The organism is uncultured Roseovarius sp., from assembly GCF_947489715.1.
Taxonomy (GTDB): Bacteria; Pseudomonadota; Alphaproteobacteria; order Rhodobacterales; family Rhodobacteraceae; genus Roseovarius.
In genome coordinates this window covers 828212-846381 of sequence record NZ_CANLER010000001.1, presented here as the reverse complement: position 1 = coordinate 846381, position 18170 = coordinate 828212, and the positions used below count along the sequence as shown (strand labels likewise).

The following is an 18170-nucleotide window of genomic DNA, read 5'->3' as shown; positions in this document are numbered from 1 at the left end:
TCACTTGCGGAAACTGTCAAGGCTCACGACATCCGCCTCGGGCTTGTGGTCTTCAGCCTCATTTTCCGCATCCTGGCTTTCGGATGACGCCTCGGCCTCATCATCATCGTCGTCATCTTCTTGCGTTTCAAACCGCAGCCCAAACTCGACCGACGGATCAACAAAGGTTTCGATTGCATCATACGGCACATACAGATTTTCCGGTGCATCGCCGAAATTCAACGTTACGGAAAAACCCTGATCGGTCACCTCAAGGTCATCGAACCAATGCTGCATCACAACGGTCATCTCGCTTGGATACCGCTCCTTCAGCCAATCGGCGAGGCGGGCATCGGGGTGAGTTGTGTCGAAGGTGATAAAGAAATGATGCGCGCCGGGCAGGCCGTTGTCACGAACATCATTCAAAACGTCCTGGATCAGACCACGCATGGCCCGGTGCATCAGATTTCCATAGTCAATCGAGCGCGACATTTTTTTCCCCGGCTAGCTGAGATTCAGCATAGGGGATTCGAAGCAAAACAAAAGACCTGCCGCGCGCTTGTTCAGGCGAAAAAATGCGCGCCCGCAGCAGCCCCAGCCATCAGCGCCAGAACAACCAACATTGGCAGGCGCAAGACCAGGAAAAGAATAGAAGCCAGCGTAACGAAACCGGCACTGACAGGTGAGAAACTGCTGATTTCCGGCACCGGACCGAATGTGCCGCGTTCAACTGATGTAAAAAGCACATGCAGCGCGAACCATACCGACAAATTCAGAATGACACCTACAACCGCTGCCGAAATCGCGGCAAGCGCGCCTTTCAATCTTGGTCGCGACAGGATATTTTCAACATAGGGTGCACCAGCGAAAATCCATAAGAAACAAGGTGTAAAGGTAACCCATAGGGTCAATGCGCCCGCTACCAAAGACAAGCCAACACCGCCCTTTTCAAAACCTGCCAGTAGGCCCACAAACTCGGTCACCAGGATCAGTGGCCCCGGCGTGGTTTCGGCCAACCCAAGCGCGTCGATCATCTGTGGAGTGGTCAGCCAACCATGTGTGTTAACGACGGCCTGGGTCATATAAGCCAGAACGGCATAGGCCCCACCGAAGGTGACAATCGCCAATTTGCTAAAGAAAACGCCCAGCTCAAAAAGGAATGCAGCATCTGCGATCCAAAGCAGGATCAAGGGCATTGACCAGAGGACACTCCAGATCGCCACGGTTTTGAGTGTCGCCGCGGTTGAGACATGCTGGTGAACATGCGCGGCACTTCCAGTCTCATCACCGCTTTTCTTGAGGAACCCCCAAAGGGCGGCCAGGGCGATAATCGCCGGAAACGGGACAGAGAAGACAAAAATGGCAGCAAATCCCAGCAATGCCAGCACCCAACTATCCAAGCCATTCAATGCCTTGCGGGACAGGTTGAGAAGTGCCTTGAAGACGATCGCGACGACGGCTGCCTGGATGCCGATAAATATGGATTGCACAAGCGGCAGGTCACCGTAGAAAGCATACCCCAAGGCCAGGCACAGGATCACGAAAGCCCCCGGCAGGACGAACAGAGACCCGGCCAGCAATCCGCCGCGAATGCCATGTAACCGCCAGCCCGAATAGGTTGCCAATTGCATGGCCTCCGGGCCGGGAAGCAGCATACAGAATGACAGCGCGCCCAGAAACTGCTGTTCTTTCAGCCATTTATGACGGTCTACCAATTCGGTATGCATCAGCGAGATCTGCGCCGCAGGCCCACCGAAGGAGAAAATGCCGATACGCCCAAAGACACGAAAGAGGTCACTCAATGTTGGTTTCTGCATGTGTATCAGTTCTTTGAGAGGGGCCAGTCATGGCCTTCGTCATATCCATCGCGTGCCCATCGGTACAGGGCATCATAAAGACCCATTCCGGCGTCCAGCTGAGCCACATCGTCCCGGTATTGGCGTGACAGTCCCACGGATACCGCCAGAAGCCCCGCAGATTGCGGAGTCAAGTCGTGTCTGTCCGTATCCGCCCCCCGGATGACACGCGCCAATCGCAAGAGAGGCTCGGTCTGCAAGCAGAATTCTTCCAGCATGGTGTCGAAGGTGCAATTCTCACCCCGGTGTGACCAAAACACTCCCTCGATATCAAAAGGCGTCGCGCCATAGCGATCGGCAACACCTTCGATTTCGGCGGGCGAAACAAAAAGAAATCGTGCATCAGGATCAACAAAGCGCCGGATGAGCCAGGGACAGGCGATACGGTCTATCTTGGGTCGGTGCCGTGTAACCCAAAGGGTTTGATTATCCTTGGCATCAGGCAGGGAAGCGGCAGGGATACGTGGTGCACCAGGCGTGTCGCGCCAACGATACATGCCGCCAGACAGATATTCGGCCTGGATGCCCTCGCTCCGTAGCCAGGCTGACAATCCTTGGCTCAGTTTAACACCTTTCTGACAGATGATCACACACGCTCTGCCTTCCAAGCGATCAACCAATCTGGGAATATCCTTATGCGAGTGGCGAAAGGATCCCGGGATCAGATAGGGATCAGCCTCGAAATCGGGATCAATGCTGATATCGACGATGGCGGGGCAATCGGGCGTTCCCATCAGTCGAAGAAGTTGTTGGGGTGTGATTTCGTTTGGAGCAGGCATAGCACATCCTCTGGCAAGACAGTGGATGCGACTTTGGGCGCGTAGCCTCACGGGGCAGTCGCAAATGAGGCCCCATGCGCCAAACTTCCGCAAAAAACAGCACGTTGTCAATCCGCCAGAGCAAGAGCGTCTACGATCTGACAAGTGGTAAACGGGCCGGGTAGGGTATTCCACACTCTACCCAGCACCATGTTCGTGTTAGGGTTGATTTGTTCGGCGAAAATTTTTCCGCCGATAACCTGCCCACTAATTTTAGGGCGTTTTGATTTGTGGAGAAGAAAAATGAATTTACCCGATTTTTCGGGCCGATTGGTCTTTGTCGCGACGGCATTGGCCTCGGCCCTATACCTGTCGACTGCTCAGTCAGCGGTTGCACAAAATGCCAACCTCGCCAAATGTACGGGCCTCTGGTTTTCAACTTCCGAGGATTTTTTCTCACAAGGTCCGCGTTTGCCCGGTGGTCCGGTCGTGTCGGACGGCGACCTTCTGAGTTACGAAATTGGATCAGGTACAACGCTTTGTGCCCGTAACGAGGAGTTGTTGAACGTGTTCAACATCAGTCGTTACGATCACGGGCTTGATGCTTTGGAAAAGATCGAAATCAATAAGGAAGTAGTCTTTGCCGCCTTCTCGACCGAGATCGATTCCGTCAACGGGGCGGCACAATTCACTGCCGGCGACCTGCTCTTTAGCAACGGCGTGGTTGTGCCCAACAATGCCTTGCTGGCGCGTTTTGATCTGCCGCGCACCCTGAACCTGGGATTGGACGCTGTCCATATAGAGGGCGCTCCGAATGAAAAGCGTGAGTTGCTTGCAAAACTTGACGGCACAGATGTTGATCAACTGCGTGAAAATCCAGGCATTCTGATCGAAATTTTGGAAGGCACGAACACTGACATCCTGTTTTCGACGGAAGGAACACCGCCCGAAGTGCAGAAGCCACGGTTTCTGGATGGTGATCTGCTGTCGGCCAGAAACGGGACAATTGTGCGTTCGAACAATGATCTCCTGCCCAACTTGCCATCTGGCCTGCCGGACAAGGGTGTAGATTATGGTCTAGACGCCTACACGCCTGCGATCGACTCAATTGAGCAGGTCCCGATCGAGATCTTTTCAACCGAAATTCAGGCGCGGAAGAACACCATTTCCGATGGTGATGCATTGACGGTTGGGCCAGGCATTTATCTCCGTAACAGAGATCTGATCAACTCGCTTGAACCGCTCGATACTGATATGGGGCTGGATGCGTTGGCTGCTGGAATTCGGGTGGATACCTGTAATTCATTCATAACGGCGATCAGCCATGTGGATGTGAACGCACGTATCAATCCGGCAACCGGGCTGTTTGATGGTGATCGCCCTTTTGGCCGCGACATTCGGGTTCAGGGTGAAGTTCCCGGGCCTGAATGTGATGTCTATCGGACCCATGAATTTCAGGTGCGCGTGTCGATTGATGGCGCGCCTGAGCAGCCTGTGCAGCATCCTGCCAGCCTGAACTGGATGACGCTCGAAGCACCTTGTGCCGGATTGGCGACGCCCTATACTTCGGATCCCAACGGCTGGTTTGCGTTGACGGCCTATCAACGTGTGGTCAATTGCCCGAATGACGAGTCGCTGGCGGTCTGGCGTTCATCGGCGGATGTACCGGGTGATGTTGCGACGGTCGATATGCGCATCGTGCTGCGCCCAATCGGAGGTGGACCTGAAGTTTCCAGTTCTACGGTGCGTATTCGGGTAGATAACAAACGCCCTGAAAACGTTGTGATGTCGCTCTATAAGGCTGGCGAAACCGATCCGTTCGACAACCAGTGCAAGATCGACGGTGAGGGCAATCCGGTCGAGATCGACATTCGTGGCACGTTCTCGGATGATCACTTCCGTGTCTACTCGCTCAGTTGGTCGGCAGATGGCAATATTGGTGGCGCAGTACCGCAGACGATGACGCGGACGTATAACTCGCGCCCCGCGCTCAGTGATACGGGCACAGTCGTGACACCCCCTGAGACCGATGCCTTGCTGGAACGCTTTGATTTAACAGCAGCTTTTGCGGCGCATCCGCAAGGCGGCGTGTTGATTGAATGCGGTTATTCGATCCGGATGGTGGTCTTTGACCGGGCGCGTCTGGGCGGTATGGACTGGGATGAAAACATCTTCAGTATTGATGATGGCGGAAACAGGACGCCTTACACGCAATCCTTCTGTCTTGTCCCATAAGCCACTGATAAGGCGTTAAAAAAACCTAAAGGCCCGCGTCAAGCGGGCCTTTTTAGTGCAGGCTTCTGTTGCCAGGTGCCTGCGAACCCCGCCTTACCTGGCTAGAGGCAAGGGCTTAAAGTTTCAGTCTTTCCAACAGCTTACGCTGCGAGAGCAACTGGAGCACGATTGTCATTTGCAATTGTACTTTTCGGACCGATAACGGTGGTACCTCACCGAGACAAAGCAAACCCCTTTAGACGTTCGTCGATCCTGTTTCGGCCCCTAAACCCTTCAAATGAAAGGGATTTGGTGGAGCCGCCGGGTACCGCCCCCGGGTCCGATCCGCTTATTACGAGCGCGTTTATGTCCATAGTCCCGAAGGACCTGTCCTATATAGGCAAGTGTGGCGGGTTTGCAAAGGGCCGAGGACGTACAAAGCGTACGATCTGTACGCGAGAAACGTACGGAAATCGGCCCGTTTTGGAAACCTGACGTACGACCCGTACGTTTTGGCCAGCTTTTTCACACCGGACGGTGCCGAACGCCGATTGAGCCACGCCTTAACTCTTGGATGTGATCGTGAACGCTCCGACCAAGCCCAAGGAGAATTTCATGTATATCGAAGCCAACAGCATCCGTCTGCGCGAGAACTTACGCAGCTACCTGGATCATATGCTGTCGACCGGGGACCGCGTCCTGATCACCCGGCACGGCAAACCTGTCGCCGCGCTGGTATCGCCAAAGGATTTGAACGCGCTGGAGAAGGTCGAGAACAATCGTGAAATATTCATGCAGAATCGCCACGATGCCAAGATGCGCGAATTTCGAGCCATGAAGGAGGTTCTGGACGGAGAGGGGTGAGGTATTTCCATTACCGAAGACTGTTGACAGATGAACGCTGTCTTCGCGAAGCCCTTCAGGTTTCTGGACGGCCGTTGACTGATTGGAACCCTGAAATTGACCAAGGCGTGACGGACGCGCTGAAATTGTTGGCAGTTCTTGTGCGACACTTGACGGGTTTTCCCAGCATCAATGGTCCGTGTCGAGCAAACCCACAATGGCGACAAAGAAGTGGTCAGATCACGCCAGATTATGTACTGTAGACGTATTAATACCGGCGCATGATTTAATTGTTTTCACCAGCGCCAAACCCGAAATTTTTTTGCCGCGACAGATTTTGCGGCTTGGAAACTCAGTTTTTCGGATGCGCATTTTTTGATCAAAGGAGTCGACCATGACGCTCCGGACCTTGTTTGTTTTTATTGCGGCGGTACCGTTCATACTGCTGGGTGTTTCTGGCCCCAGCCTGGCCCAAACCATCATCAAACTTGATAATGTCTCAACAAATCGCTGCCTCAACGTGCATGGCGGAAAAGACAACTTCGATGGAGGCGCAGCAACGGTCTATTCCTGTGCCAGAACACCTGATCAGGACTGGGAGATACTGTTTTCAGGCTCAACCTGGATACGCCTGAAAAACCGCGGCTCTAACCGGTGCCTGAATATTCATCGGGGCAAGGATGATTTTGAAGGCGGCAGGATTACCGTCTATCGTTGTTCCAGCTCTCCGGATCAGCAATGGCAGGTCATTCGTCGTCCGAATGGCGTGATCAAGCTGAAGAACCGGAGCACTGGCCGATGCCTGAACCTGAACCGGGGCGCCCATGATTTCGAAGGCGCGCCAGCGACATCCTATTCCTGCGCCAATACCACGGATCAGGAATGGCGATTGGTACAGCATCCGCTTTCGGTCTACTTTCAGAACATGGCCCTGCTGGTTTTCCCCGGTAGCTATTCGGGACTGGACCGCGATGGGGCCATAAACCATCTTATTGCGAAACTACGGCGTGAAAAATTCGACATTGTTGGCCTGGCAGAGGTTTTCAGCGATGGGGAACGGGACAAAATCGCCGATTCATTAAGGGATATCTATACGCGCGGGAACCGCGTTGACGGACCCGACCGTGCCGGTGATCCGCGGTCTGACGGCGGGTTGCTGTTGTTAAGCCGACACCCGATTATCAGCCGTAATTCGCTGATTTTTCCCAATGTGTTTCACACCGAAGACTTCCCCGCGATTGGCACCCCGCAAGGCGATGATTTTTGGGCGCTGAAGGGTATTTTACATGCGAGAGTCAGCATTCCCCGGCACCCTGTGACCTATGATTTTTTCGTCACGCATCTTCAAAATGACGATGCTGGCGGGCCAGATGCGGCCATCGGGATAACCCTTAATCAGGCCGGATTGGTCGAGCAGTTCGTGAAAGAGAATACCGCCCCCGGCAACGTTGCCCTGATGATGGGAGATTTCAACCTAGATGCCTTGAACCCCAGCATTGCTTTTCTCAGACGACAGAAAATGCGGTTGTCCGAGGATCTATGGCCGTCTTGCGGTCGTCATGAGGGGCCGGGCATCACCCATGATAGCATGCGCGATTTCGAAGTCGGACGATCAACGCGGCCCCGGTTCCCTCTGAGCATTCGAAACCTGGCGACACGGAGCGACAGGGGCGCGCGCATCGACTATTTCTTCAGATGGCCCGCGGGCAGGGCGGATCAGCATTGCCGAATGTATGTAGAGACCGAGCAATTTCGCCCCGAGCATCCAGAGCGAGATGGGGTAACGCTGGCCCCTCGCGACCTGTCTGATCACTACGGTATCGTTCTGAAACAATGGGCAATAACGCTTCGCGAGGAAGAGCCGCCGTTCTAGGTTTTCCGGCCAGATCGCGACCTGCCTGCGATGCCTTTGCACCCAATCGCAGGCAGGCGGAACCCGTTCAACAGGGTAAGATCTGCAAAAAGTCGCTATAGAATGCCCCAGAAATTGAAACTGAAAGAACATTTTTCTGACATAGTGCGATGATTTCTAGACCCTGTTGCAGACCGAATATGAGGGACGGGTATCGCGGTTGTGACGGTGGGCTTTGGCTTGCATTCAAGCTGTTTCGTTACTTTTAACGAGATGGCGTTACGGTCGCGATGATCTCGTTCCTTTTTGAGCAGGAAACTGAAGAAGCATGCAGACCGTTTCACAAAACGTAAATACGCGGCCCCTGGGCGCGCTCTCCCGGATCAAATACAATCTGTTCATAGCGGTATTCTGTATCGCGACGATTACGCTGATGGATCTGGCGTATTATCAGTTCGTCAACAGTAATTATGTGTTCAAGGTTTCGAGCCTTTTCCAGATTTCTTACCTCTTCACCTGTGTGTTGATATTCGCCGCGACCTTCGCGGGTAAGATTTTCTACCGGTCTTTCATCACCATCATTTTCGCGATGTCGGTGTTCCAGATCATCAATTTCGAATATTTCGGCAGCTACATCCTGCCCATTCATTACATCCAGTTGGCACCTGATTTCCTGCTGATCATGTCATCATTGTTCGAGGCTACCGGTGAGATGATTCCGGTCCTGTTGATGGCAGGGGTGGTGGTGGTTCTGATCATCGCGGTCCTTGTTCCAATGTCGCGTCATCGCATCGTCGTGACCCGGGCGGCCTGGTTCGTCGTCATCATTCTGGGCTGCGATTTTGCCGGGAATTACATGTTCATCTCGGTCAACAAGGAAAAGCTGGGAGAGCCGTCGTATCTTCGGCTGTTTCCGGATATCAACCGTCTGGGTGTCGACAATGCCTATCGGTCCGCGCGGTATCTGACGGTTGGTATTCTGCCGGACAAGCTGTCGGGTAAATCGCCTGATTATCCGGCGCTGCCGGAGCCTGTGGCGCTGTCGAGCCCAGATGTGAACATCATCGTGATCCTGAACGAGACCGTGCGCGCCGAAAGCCTGTCTGTGTTGGGGTACGAGAGGAAAACGACGCCACGACTTGATCAGATCGAAGACCTATACGCCTCGTCGATCTATTCTTCGGGAACAATGACGCGCACCTCATTTGCCGGGCTGATAAACCGGCTGAAATATCCCGGTATCGGTACGCAGTTCCTGTCGCAATCAAACTGTCTTTTCCGGCTGGCAAAGAAGAATGGTTTCAAGACTCATTTCCATTATTCGCATGATCGCGATGTGGCGGATACGTTGCTGCCGCTGATGTCTTCGAAATCGATCGATTCGATCCGTGTCAGCACCGATGCACCACCCGAGATGCGCAGCTTTGATGACAGCCTCGCCTATCATCTGGAGCAGATCGACTATGATGATCGGAACTTCATCGTGATCGGTCCCAGCGGCGCCCATAGCCCGTATGCCGAGAAATCGCCCGAAGCGTTCAAGAAGTTCGGCGATGAATACCACAATGCGATTCACTATACCGATCATGTCGTGGGCGGGCTGATCGAGCAACTGCGTCAGCACAGCACAAAGCCCACATATGTCATGATGACTTCGGATCACGGCGAACTGCTGAAAGGCGAGGGGATGAGACGCGGGCATGGCTGGTTCAAGAACGAGGTGTTCAACGTCCCGTTTCTGTTTCTGCCGATCAACGCGCCAGACCCCGCCGACACGATGAGCGAAGTCAGGAAGGTGCAATCGCATTTCGACATGGCGACGCTTGTCCTGCGGCTCATGGGATATGATCTGGCGGTGCAGGATGCCTCGGAAAAAGAGATTTTCATCAATGGGTCGGACCTGTCGGGGCTAGCGGGTCAGCTGCGGTTGGAGTTTCAGGATCATGAGCTGCAATCGGTCGAGCTTATCAATGGCATGGGGACTGCGCCGGACCTTGACGAGGTCAGGATAGACCGAATGCGTCCGGGTTCGCCGGACGTGACAGGATCACTGGCTGCGACGTCTAATGCTTTTGATCGCCCGACCGCTTCATCGCAATGATGCAGCGTTTCGAACTGGCGTGCGGTGGGGATCGTGGATTTTCAATCAGGCCGGTTTGGACGCAAGATCAATTCCGGCCTGATCATCCCTGATATCAGCTGCGACGCCTCAATTGCAGGTTGCCGTGCAAATCTTGAACAATTGCGCGCAAATCTGCGGTGTCGTTGAGGGGTCGCTGTTGCAGACCTGTTGTTCGCGCCGACAATCCGCCTGGCACTGGTCCGGGTTCTGTTGCCGGATATTCGTGATCCGGCAGATCTTGAAATCACCCGGTTGAAGCGAGACCGCCCCAGCGGTGTTGCAATTGCCACCGATGAAGGTCTTGTAATCGGACAGCTTGGTCTGACCCGCCGCGGTTTGCGAGACAGCATGAGTTCCCTCGGTCACGTTCAGCACCGGGGTGCTGCCACCATTCCCCTGATTACCGGCCCGCGTGACCCCATCGACACGCAGATTGAAGCGCCCGGGATCGCCTGCTGGCAGAACGCGAAGCTGGACCGTCAGACGCGGTGCTGGCGGCGCCTCGACTTCACAGATCGTAGCGCGAAGATTGAATTGTTCGGTGACCAGATCGAAAAGCTTCTGATTGTTGCCCACGATCACACCGATTGATTCATTAAAGCCAGATCTGAAATCCGCGAGAATGCCATCGGCACGATCGAAAAACTTGCTCTCGACAAAATCGTCCGGGAGGATGGTATCGGCATTCGGTCGGAAAAGCGTGTAGCGCGGATTGATGATCCCGTCGCGCACGATAAAGCGCAACCCGATATCAAGCGTCACGCGGGCGCTGCTGACCGGGCTTGTCTTGGCCTTCATGACCATGTGGATGAAAAGACCGTTGGACTGAATTTGCACCTGCGCCGGTTCGATCTGTTCGATGTCACCTTCATCGGCATCAAACTCATCAATTGCGGCGATGATCTGAGGTGTCACAAGGTTTTGCGGAATGTCCTGATCCCGGCAGGTCGCCTGATCGACATTGACCTCGGTCGTGGCCAGCGTGCCGCGCACGCCAAGCATCGAGGCCGACAGGCCGAAACGGTTGGTCACATGAACCGGGGTGACATTCAGCGTGCCGGTCGAGGGCACTTTCTGACCCGCAACATTCAGCGCGACGGGGCAACCCGGGGGCGATTGAACCTGCCAGGACAGGGTGGTGGCGGCAAAGGGCTGCACCGTGGTGGGCGCCGCCTGGAACCTGAGGACGCGCGTGTCTGCCAGACACTCCACCGCGATATCGATTTTGGGGTCGTCCACCGGATCGCCAATCGTGAGATTGAACGTGGGCTCTCCGGAAAGGCCGGAAGCGAAGGGAAGGGAGCCGGATGAGGTATCCGGGGTTTGGCCGAAAGCGGTGGAGGTCAGAAATGCGGATGTGGCAAATAGGGAAATAAGCCGACGAAAAATCATGGCGTAAACTCCTTGGTTGTAAAGCAACACGGCAGGAGCGTTGGAAAATAGGGCGATCCCGCCGCAATTATAAATTGTATTTAATGCGGTCAGGATACACTAATTCGGGTGTAAAACCAATTTATGACACCTCTGCCATCGGCAGGTTTCCGCGCCCTGCAAGGGCAAAGCACCGTCTACCATGCCGTATCACGGCGGGCGAATTTTACGGGCATCGCCGGGACATGCGCGCGCAACGCGTTGCTCTTGCGCGCAAATCCGGGCCTTTTCAGATCACGATCTGCTCCAGCGCGTCCAATTCGATGACGGGTTTGGTGGTCACCAGGGATTCGCTTTCGGCAAGGGCGTTCAGCGGATCGTGATTGGCGAGGTCACCGAATTTATAGCCGGTCATGCATTCCAGATCCTTGATGCGCAGTTGGAAGGTCTTGAACTGGCCGAATTCAAAACCTTCGGTGCTTTCGGTCAACCCGTCATTTTGCAGCATTTGCTGTATCAGCTGGCCCTGGCTGAGCATGTAGGCGGTGGCGTGCAGGTGGGTATCACCGTCGCCCTCCTTGGCCAGCATGGTCACCACTTTCCAGAAATGCAGCGGCAGGGGGGCGCCGGTATCACCGAGACCCGGATCACGCTTGGTGTAGACCGGACCGGTAAAGACATTGGCGCGGAAGCCATGGGTGCGGGTGCTGTTCAGGATATAATCCTCGAGCCCGAGCCATTTCGCGCGCGACCGGTTGAGCCCGGAATGTTGCGGGCTGGCATTGGTGTAGTGGTAGCTGTCAAGATTGGCGCGCCGGGCTTCCTCTTCGGTACCCCAGTTGGTCGCGAAACGGCGTACCATATGGCCACGGTCGATCTTGGCGTGGCCATACCCTTCTCGATCAAGCTGGATGTCACGGGGGATGCGCAGGTCGTGGAACCAGGTGCGATTATGGCGTTTGATGGCGCGGAACTGGCTGCCGTCGATGTTGAATGCGGTGACGGCGGGCCCTTTGTTGCGGGCGGAATAAAGCACACCGAAATGCTGGTAGCGCAATTCATGGGGGCGGTCGCAGGTGGCATCCTCGGGCGCGGCGAGTTCCAGTTTCGCGGGCAAGTCGGGCAGGGGGACGCGGGCGCCTTGCAGGAAGTCAGGATCATAGCCTTCGCGGCCCTCAAAATACTCGGTGGGGTGGGATTTGTCGGCGGCTTCGCTTCCCTGGCTGGCAAGGGCGGCAACGACATGCATCTGGGTCTGGCCTGCAAGGATGCCCTTGATCGTGCTGACGCGCACGGCGCTGTTGGCCACACCGAAGCGGCCAGCAAAATGCAATCCGATGGCGACGCCTCGGTCAAGGCTGATGAGTGGTGAGCCGGAATTGCCGCCCAGGCTGGTGCAATCATGACTGAGGATGCCCAGTTCATCGCCCTTGATCAGAAAGCCCGGAGCAAAACGTTTCACGTCGTAGAGACCCTTGAAATACGATTCCATATGCTGATGTTCATTGCGCGAGTCGTAGGCCGGGTAGCCCACGAGGGCGACAGTTTCGCCATCCTCGCCATCGGTTTCCGCCAGTGGCAGAGGCGAGATGCGGCCCATGTTATCTATCTTGCGGATGCGGCCAATGGCGACGTCGGCTGAAATATCATCAGCGAGATAGGTAAATTCCTCGATCTGGAAAACGCGGGCGGCGTCGGGGCCGATATCGACCTCTTCGACAAAATCGACGCGGGCCCCATAGAGGACATTGCCGGGCCCGTAGCCAAAGATCGCTTCGCCGCGGAAATTACGCTCGGCGACGAATTTGGCGACATGGCGGTTGGTGATGACAAGCAGGTGATCTGGGCCATCCTCGCCGATCACCCAGCCGGTGCCGCCCCAGTCGACATCATGGTTCATGAATTCGATGCGCCCGACCGAGGGCAGGAATTTTTCAACCCGGGTGATCTTGCCGCCGATATTGTCGGCAAAGAACTCATCCAGCGCGGTTTTGCCCTGTACGCGGTCATTCTGCACCACCAGCGGCGGGCGACCCACAAGCTTGATGATCGCTTCAAGCTGACCGGGAACCATGCCCACGGATTCAAGCCCGTCCGGGGTGGTATTCAGGGCATTTTCGATCGCTTCCACGGACAGGGGCGAGTTTTCGAGGACCGGATTTCCGGCTTTCAGGCTTTTGAGAACCTTGTCGAAGGTGCCATCCTGCGAGAGTTGTCCGAGGCGCTTGATGCTTTCCTGTGTGGTTCTATCGGTCATAATCAACTCTCCTTCGTGAAAAAATGTCTGCGGCGGTCAGGTGGCGGTGAATGCGTCTTTGAGGCGGGTCTTGGTTGTGGCGAGAACGGCCAGAGATGCGGCGATCAGCGGTGGCACGTCGTTGTGGATCAGGTGGTTGAGCGTGGCGGGCAGGGTGCCGGTCGACCGGGCCTGATCTGTGCGATTGCCATAGCGGGTGACAAGCTGCGCCGCGGCCTTTTTCCCGGACAGGGTCGGGCTGGCCCAGAATAGGAGTTGATCGGCCGCCGCGCTGGCGGGATTTGCGGCCAGCATCAGGCGTTTGGCGCGATCCAGCGTGACCCGGTCCGGCCCGCCTTCGGTGCCGACCCAATAGGGTGGGCGGGTCTGTCCCCAGCACCATTCACCGGCGGTGGCGCGGCGCCAGCGATCAGCGGCGCGGGCAAGGCTGGGGAAATCGGGAACGCGGTGGAGCGCGGTGAACCCCGTGGCCCATTCGGCGCTGAGCCCGAGGAGGTCAAAACCGGCGGCCACATCCGTTGCGGTCAGAAACCGGGTGGGTAAAGCTTGATCAACGGCCTGAAGTGCCGGGGCGTAATGGTTGGCAGCGGCGCGTGGCAGCGATTGCGCTTTTCTCAGCCAAATGCCGGTTCGGGTGCCGACATGGGCATTCAAGAACGCCTGAATGCGCGGGCCGAAGGGCGACAGGCTGGCCAGACCCACCGAATGTGAGGCCGCACTGGTGCTGTTGGATTTCAGGCCGTGGCGGTGACGCCGCGATTGCACCATTTCGCGGGCACGTTGGCGGGACTGCCAGTCCTCAAGCCCGTTATGGGCCAGGATACCGCGCGCCAGATTGAGGCGCGGCGGTTTTGCCGTTTCAGAGAGCGCAATGGTCAAGGCGAAATCAAGCGCGGCCCCTTCCATCCCGATCCGGGCGGATTGGGCGTGACATTCCAGTGCGCGTTTGAGAAATGCGGGATCCCGCAGAAATTCGACCAACGTATCGAATTCATATTCAGCGTGGATTTCCAGCAGAACCCGACCCTGCAGGAGCGGGCTTTTTTCAACCGCATCCTCCAGTTTTCCGGTGGGTATTGTCGCGAATAACTTTTGTGCCGCCGACCAGCGCCCGGTCAGCCATTGGTGGCATAGCATCAGCAGAGCGACCGGACCTTCGGGATCGGTCACACCCTGAAGCGCGTGGTCGATCACGAACCCCGCCTCGCGCAGATCGCCTTTTTTCAGGAGCAGATCAAGGTCATCGACAGCCCGCTGATCGGGATGCGCGGTGATGGTGGTGTCGCCCGCGCGACCATAATCCGAGCGGCGTCCCTGGGCATGGCGCACCGCATCGCGGGCCTGGGGCGGAAGCTCCTCAAGCATGAATTCATCAAAGCGCAGGGCCAATTCGGTCTTGATGTCCTGATCCTTCGGCACAGCTTCACCGGCGCGAACCAGTTGTAGCGAGTGATAAAGATGCTCGAACGTGTCATCTTTGAAGCATTCCAGCGCCCTGCGGTTGATCGCGGCGGTGGTATCAGGATCGGCGTCATAGAGGATCGGCAGGAAAGCGCGGCGCACGCTCATACGGTGTTGCAGCTCGGTCGCAGCTTGGTCGGTCAACACCAGCCAATCCTGCTGTTTCATCAGCGCGAACGCCTCTTCCGCCTGTGCCTCGGTCAATTTAGGGGCGGCGACAGGTGCGATGATTTTCAGCAGATATTCCGGTGTGACACTGCCAAGCAACAACGCGTTGGCCGCGACCTGATTGAGCGGGGTGGGCAAGCGAGACAGGACCGCGTTATAGAGATAACCACCGACATCATCATCGGGGACATCCGCCGAAAATTTGCTTTCATCAAACCACGTCTGCGTTACCGACTGGGCCGTCAGGAGCAGGAAAAGCGGATTGCCACGGGCCAGTTTGATCACCTTTGGCCAGAGTTTTTCGGACACGTTGTGACCACGCAGGAATTCGCGGGCGGCACTGTCGGGCAGACCTGTCAGGGCAAGAGGCTTACCTCTGAGACGGTGGGGGGCGGGTTCTAAGGCGTTGCCGCGACCGGCGGCGATGATGCTGATCTTGTCGATGCCAGCACGGGTCAGCAGATCAAGCTTCTCGAACAGAACCTCGATCCGGGTTTCACCAGTGCTGCGCAGCACTTCGAGCGTATCCAGAATGACCAAAAGTGTGCGCCCGGAAGCCCGAACCGCATTTGCAAGCGTTTCGATCAGGGTCTCCTGCGGTTCCGTTGCCTTGCTGTCGGTGACCGGTGCGTCCTTGCCCGCCACTTTCAGGCGCAGCTCCCGCAGTTTCTTGGCCATCTCGGGCAGGCCATCGCCGACCTGTCGCGAAATTTCATCAATGAAGCTTTCCTGATCAAGCACATTGAGGCCCGAGCGATCGAAATCGAGCCGCACGAAGATCGGGATGTGTTTCAGCCGCGCGTTCTGCACGGCCTGTTCCATCAGGAAGGATTTGCCGATACCGGCCATGCCCGAAATATACATCGCCCTGAGCGGCGGTTTGGATTGCGGTCGGGCGATGCCCCGGGCAATGCGGTTAAGTTCGGCCTGGCGCCCGGCAAAGCTTTTGCCCAGAATGCTGTCGGTGCGTTTTTCGGCACGCAGGCGGTTGAGCAATCCACGTAGCGCCACGAGGTGTTTATACCCCCGGGCCCTGGGTCCGGCGCGGTCGAGCGTACCGGTGATGGCTGCGATCCGCGATAAATCACCGCCTTCGTCCAGAAGTCGGCTTAGGTTTGCCGGTGCATAATCGCCCTTGCCCCTGAGAGCGTCCGTGATGGGCGTATTGAACTTGACCTCTTTGGTCTTGGCCAGAAGGTCAATTTCCAGCAATTTACGCCGGGCGGCAGGACGCATCGACCAGAGCGGCGGATCAGGGTGTTCCGCGGGTAGTCTGCCGCAATCGGGGCTGAGCATGGCCAGAGCGCGCGCGACATCCTGGGGATCCTCGGGCGTAGTGCCGTCATTGGCCCAGATCAGTGCATCGGCCGGGCGGAACGCGTCATGCAACGCGGCATAGGTGCGGGCGTCATCATAGAGTTTCTGCAGCTCCTTGGAGACGGATTTCATTTGATCCCCTCCATCAGCCGGACATGGGTGCGCAGCTTCTCCGCCACTTCGGACGCGATCCCTGACGGGTAGGCCCCGGCCACCGATTTAAACCCGGTCAGAATGAAGGTCATCACATGGGCAATCACCGCATCGGTCCAGCCGATACCCAGATCGTCGATCATGGCCCCGATGGTCTGGTGCAGGTCGTCGCGGGTGAATTCACCGATATATTCGACGAAGAGGCCCGGCGGTCCATGCTTGTTGGATTCCATGATGGTTTCGAACTGTCGGTCTACAAGGCTGAAGGTTTCAAAACCCGCCAGCACGACACGCAGATTGGGGCGGGTCAGCATTTCGGCCACCAAATGCTCCATCTGCACCTGGGCATTGCGGGACAGGCCCGACGGCGGATTGTCAAAATAGAACCAGTGGGTCGGTTCGGGCTTTTTTCCGTCGCGCGTTGTGTCCGCCGTACCCTCATCAGGCATTTTTGGCGGGTTCATTGCGCGTCGTTGCAGCGCGCTGGCGAGGGTCTTGGCGCGATCCTTGTCCGAGGCGGCCAGGCTGGTATCGGCGGCACCGGTTATCGGGGCAGCGTCGACACCCAGGACCTGGCGGCTGATATCGCCCAGCAGATCGTCGCTGAGCAGATCGGTCGAGATACGGTGTACCGTGCTGGGGCTTTCATGGGCCTGCAAAAAGGCATTGAGGATCTTGTAGCTGAAGGACAAGCCGGCCTCCTGGCTGGTATCCATGCGCCGCACCCAAATCCCACGCAACGCCTTGGCCGAACCCGTGATCATCGCCGTCAGCGCGTCGAAGAACGGTTCACGTCCGATAATCATGTGGCTGTCGATGCTTTCGTCAATCGACCACAGATAATCGGGCAGATTGTCGCTTTCGATCTCTTTCGCGAAATCCGCGTTCTGCATGTAGCGTTCGAATGGCACAATCCGGCCTTTCTTGCCGATTTTGCCCTGGTGGTGACCGATATAGTTGAATTTGCCATCAAAGGCCGGGCCACCTGAGGAGCCGCCATTGGTTTCAGCATCATGGCCCAGATACATGGTACGCTCGGTATCGCGAACATAGCGGCCGATGGAGTAGCCTTCATCCTTGCCTTCTGGGAAATGCACCAGCCAGAGCCGCTGCGTCCCCCTGACCCTGGACGGGGCGTTTGGCAGCTTGAAATGGCCAAACTTATGCGGCCGACCGATGGGCTTGTAGATCCGCAAAATGGCGACATCGGCGTGACTTTCGTAAGCGTCATCGGGGGCCGCTTTTTTCATCAGCTCGTTTTCATGTGGCGGTGAAACAAAGACGTGCCATGCGGGATAATCACGGCCATCGGCGCCGCGGATCATCAGGCGCGGGGGTTTGTTCTTAAAGCGGCGTGTGGGGGTCAGCGCATCGCGGATTACATGGGCAGCGGTGATGACCAAGCGGCGTGAAATCAGGCCGCCGCTGCCCATCACTTCATCGCCCACAACGATCCGGCAGCGTCCGGTGCGGGCCGTATTGTTGAAAATGGCCAAACCTTCCGGGTCGACGGAGTCATTTTCGACATCCTCGAAGATGGGCGGGATGAAACCGTTCTGGGGTATCAGGTCGGTTCCGCGCGCGCGCAGGATGGACAGAAACTGCTGATCGACATTATCAGCGACCAGCGTGTCAGAGAGCATCTTTGCGGTCGATTTGCCAACGATCGCCGCAGCCACGGTCAGGGTTTCAAGCCGGTGCTGAAAGGGCCAGCCATTGTAGATCGTTTCGAGCACCTGATCGACCAGCGCTCTTTTTTCCTCGGTCTGTAAGAGCGGGGTCAGCAGTGAAGAGGGCAGAAGGCGTGACATTGGCCAGT

At 56.5% G+C, this 18170-nt stretch carries 11 protein-coding genes and 1 other RNA gene; 4 read left to right on the top strand and 8 right to left on the bottom strand.

Annotated features, from left to right (window positions below):
• The 3 genes from Q1B27_RS04135 to Q1B27_RS04125 all read right to left on the bottom strand — a co-directional run bounded on the left by Q1B27_RS04135 (position 1) and on the right by Q1B27_RS04125 (position 2614).
• Positions 1-471 carry an SspB family protein gene (locus Q1B27_RS04135; RefSeq protein ID WP_299844011.1) on the bottom strand — a complete coding sequence of 157 codons (471 nt, stop codon included), beginning with the start codon at positions 469-471 and terminating at the stop codon, positions 1-3.
• A gap of 71 nt (positions 472-542) precedes the next feature.
• On the bottom strand, positions 543-1796 hold the full coding sequence (chrA, locus tag Q1B27_RS04130; RefSeq protein ID WP_299844008.1) for a chromate efflux transporter: 1254 nt from the start codon (positions 1794-1796) through the stop codon (positions 543-545).
• Positions 1797-1801: 5 nt separating this feature from the next.
• A complete protein-coding gene (locus Q1B27_RS04125; protein WP_299844006.1) occupies positions 1802-2614 on the bottom strand; it encodes a sulfurtransferase/chromate resistance protein in 813 nt (270 codons plus the stop codon).
• A 282-nt stretch (positions 2615-2896) separates the two neighbouring features.
• On the opposite strand from Q1B27_RS04125, the gene Q1B27_RS04120 reads away from it, so the two are divergent.
• On the top strand, positions 2897-4828 hold the full coding sequence (locus Q1B27_RS04120; RefSeq protein ID WP_299844004.1) for a hypothetical protein: 1932 nt from the start codon (positions 2897-2899) through the stop codon (positions 4826-4828).
• 54 nt (positions 4829-4882) lie between these two features.
• Here the strand turns inward: Q1B27_RS04120 and ssrA are convergent.
• Positions 4883-5233, bottom strand: a transfer-messenger RNA (tmRNA) gene (ssrA, locus tag Q1B27_RS04115).
• Between the two features lie 156 nt (positions 5234-5389).
• Between ssrA and Q1B27_RS04110 the strand changes: the two genes are divergently transcribed.
• The 3 genes from Q1B27_RS04110 to Q1B27_RS04100 all read left to right on the top strand — a co-directional run bounded on the left by Q1B27_RS04110 (position 5390) and on the right by Q1B27_RS04100 (position 9603).
• On the top strand, positions 5390-5671 hold the full coding sequence (locus tag Q1B27_RS04110; RefSeq protein ID WP_299844002.1) for a type II toxin-antitoxin system Phd/YefM family antitoxin: 282 nt from the start codon (positions 5390-5392) through the stop codon (positions 5669-5671).
• 373 nt (positions 5672-6044) lie between these two features.
• On the top strand, positions 6045-7523 hold the full coding sequence (locus Q1B27_RS04105) for an RICIN domain-containing protein (protein ID WP_299843999.1): 1479 nt from the start codon (positions 6045-6047) through the stop codon (positions 7521-7523).
• Between the two features lie 307 nt (positions 7524-7830).
• Positions 7831-9603 carry a sulfatase-like hydrolase/transferase gene (locus Q1B27_RS04100; RefSeq protein ID WP_299843996.1) on the top strand — a complete coding sequence of 591 codons (1773 nt, stop codon included), beginning with the start codon at positions 7831-7833 and terminating at the stop codon, positions 9601-9603.
• A gap of 108 nt (positions 9604-9711) precedes the next feature.
• Here the strand turns inward: Q1B27_RS04100 and Q1B27_RS04095 are convergent, their stop codons facing one another.
• The 4 genes from Q1B27_RS04095 to Q1B27_RS04080 all read right to left on the bottom strand — a co-directional run bounded on the left by Q1B27_RS04095 (position 9712) and on the right by Q1B27_RS04080 (position 18162).
• The gene (locus tag Q1B27_RS04095; protein WP_299843993.1) at positions 9712-11016 is read right to left on the bottom strand and encodes a hypothetical protein; all 1305 of its coding nucleotides are present in this window, start codon (positions 11014-11016) and stop codon (positions 9712-9714) included.
• 268 nt (positions 11017-11284) lie between these two features.
• Complete coding sequence (locus Q1B27_RS04090; protein ID WP_299843990.1) at positions 11285-13252, bottom strand: DNA/RNA non-specific endonuclease; 1968 nt, start codon at positions 13250-13252, stop codon at positions 11285-11287.
• A 36-nt stretch (positions 13253-13288) separates the two neighbouring features.
• Positions 13289-16330: an ATP-binding protein gene (locus Q1B27_RS04085; RefSeq protein WP_299843987.1), complete on the bottom strand. Its 3042-nt coding sequence runs from the start codon at positions 16328-16330 to the stop codon at positions 13289-13291.
• Positions 16327-18162 (bottom strand): serine protease, encoded by a 1836-nt coding sequence (locus Q1B27_RS04080; protein ID WP_299843984.1) that lies wholly within the window; start codon positions 18160-18162, stop codon positions 16327-16329. The genes Q1B27_RS04085 and Q1B27_RS04080 overlap by 4 nt, the downstream gene beginning before the upstream one ends.
• Positions 18163-18170 lie beyond the last annotated feature (8 nt).

What these genes read in the sequence shown, in the direction of transcription:
- Q1B27_RS04135 (WP_299844011.1), bottom strand. Translation starts at nt 471, where the DNA reads ATGTCGCGCTCGATTGACTATGGAAATCTGATGCACCGGGCCATGCGT.
- chrA (WP_299844008.1), bottom strand. Translation starts at nt 1,796, where the DNA reads ATGCAGAAACCAACATTGAGTGACCTCTTTCGTGTCTTTGGGCGTATC.
- Q1B27_RS04125 (WP_299844006.1), bottom strand. Translation starts at nt 2,614, where the DNA reads ATGCCTGCTCCAAACGAAATCACACCCCAACAACTTCTTCGACTGATG.
- Q1B27_RS04120 (WP_299844004.1), top strand. Translation starts at nt 2,897, where the DNA reads ATGAATTTACCCGATTTTTCGGGCCGATTGGTCTTTGTCGCGACGGCA.
- Q1B27_RS04105 (WP_299843999.1), top strand. Translation starts at nt 6,045, where the DNA reads ATGACGCTCCGGACCTTGTTTGTTTTTATTGCGGCGGTACCGTTCATA.
- Q1B27_RS04100 (WP_299843996.1), top strand. Translation starts at nt 7,831, where the DNA reads ATGCAGACCGTTTCACAAAACGTAAATACGCGGCCCCTGGGCGCGCTC.
- Q1B27_RS04095 (WP_299843993.1), bottom strand. Translation starts at nt 11,016, where the DNA reads ATGATTTTTCGTCGGCTTATTTCCCTATTTGCCACATCCGCATTTCTG.
- Q1B27_RS04090 (WP_299843990.1), bottom strand. Translation starts at nt 13,252, where the DNA reads ATGACCGATAGAACCACACAGGAAAGCATCAAGCGCCTCGGACAACTC.
- Q1B27_RS04085 (WP_299843987.1), bottom strand. Translation starts at nt 16,330, where the DNA reads ATGAAATCCGTCTCCAAGGAGCTGCAGAAACTCTATGATGACGCCCGC.
- Q1B27_RS04080 (WP_299843984.1), bottom strand. Translation starts at nt 18,162, where the DNA reads ATGTCACGCCTTCTGCCCTCTTCACTGCTGACCCCGCTCTTACAGACC.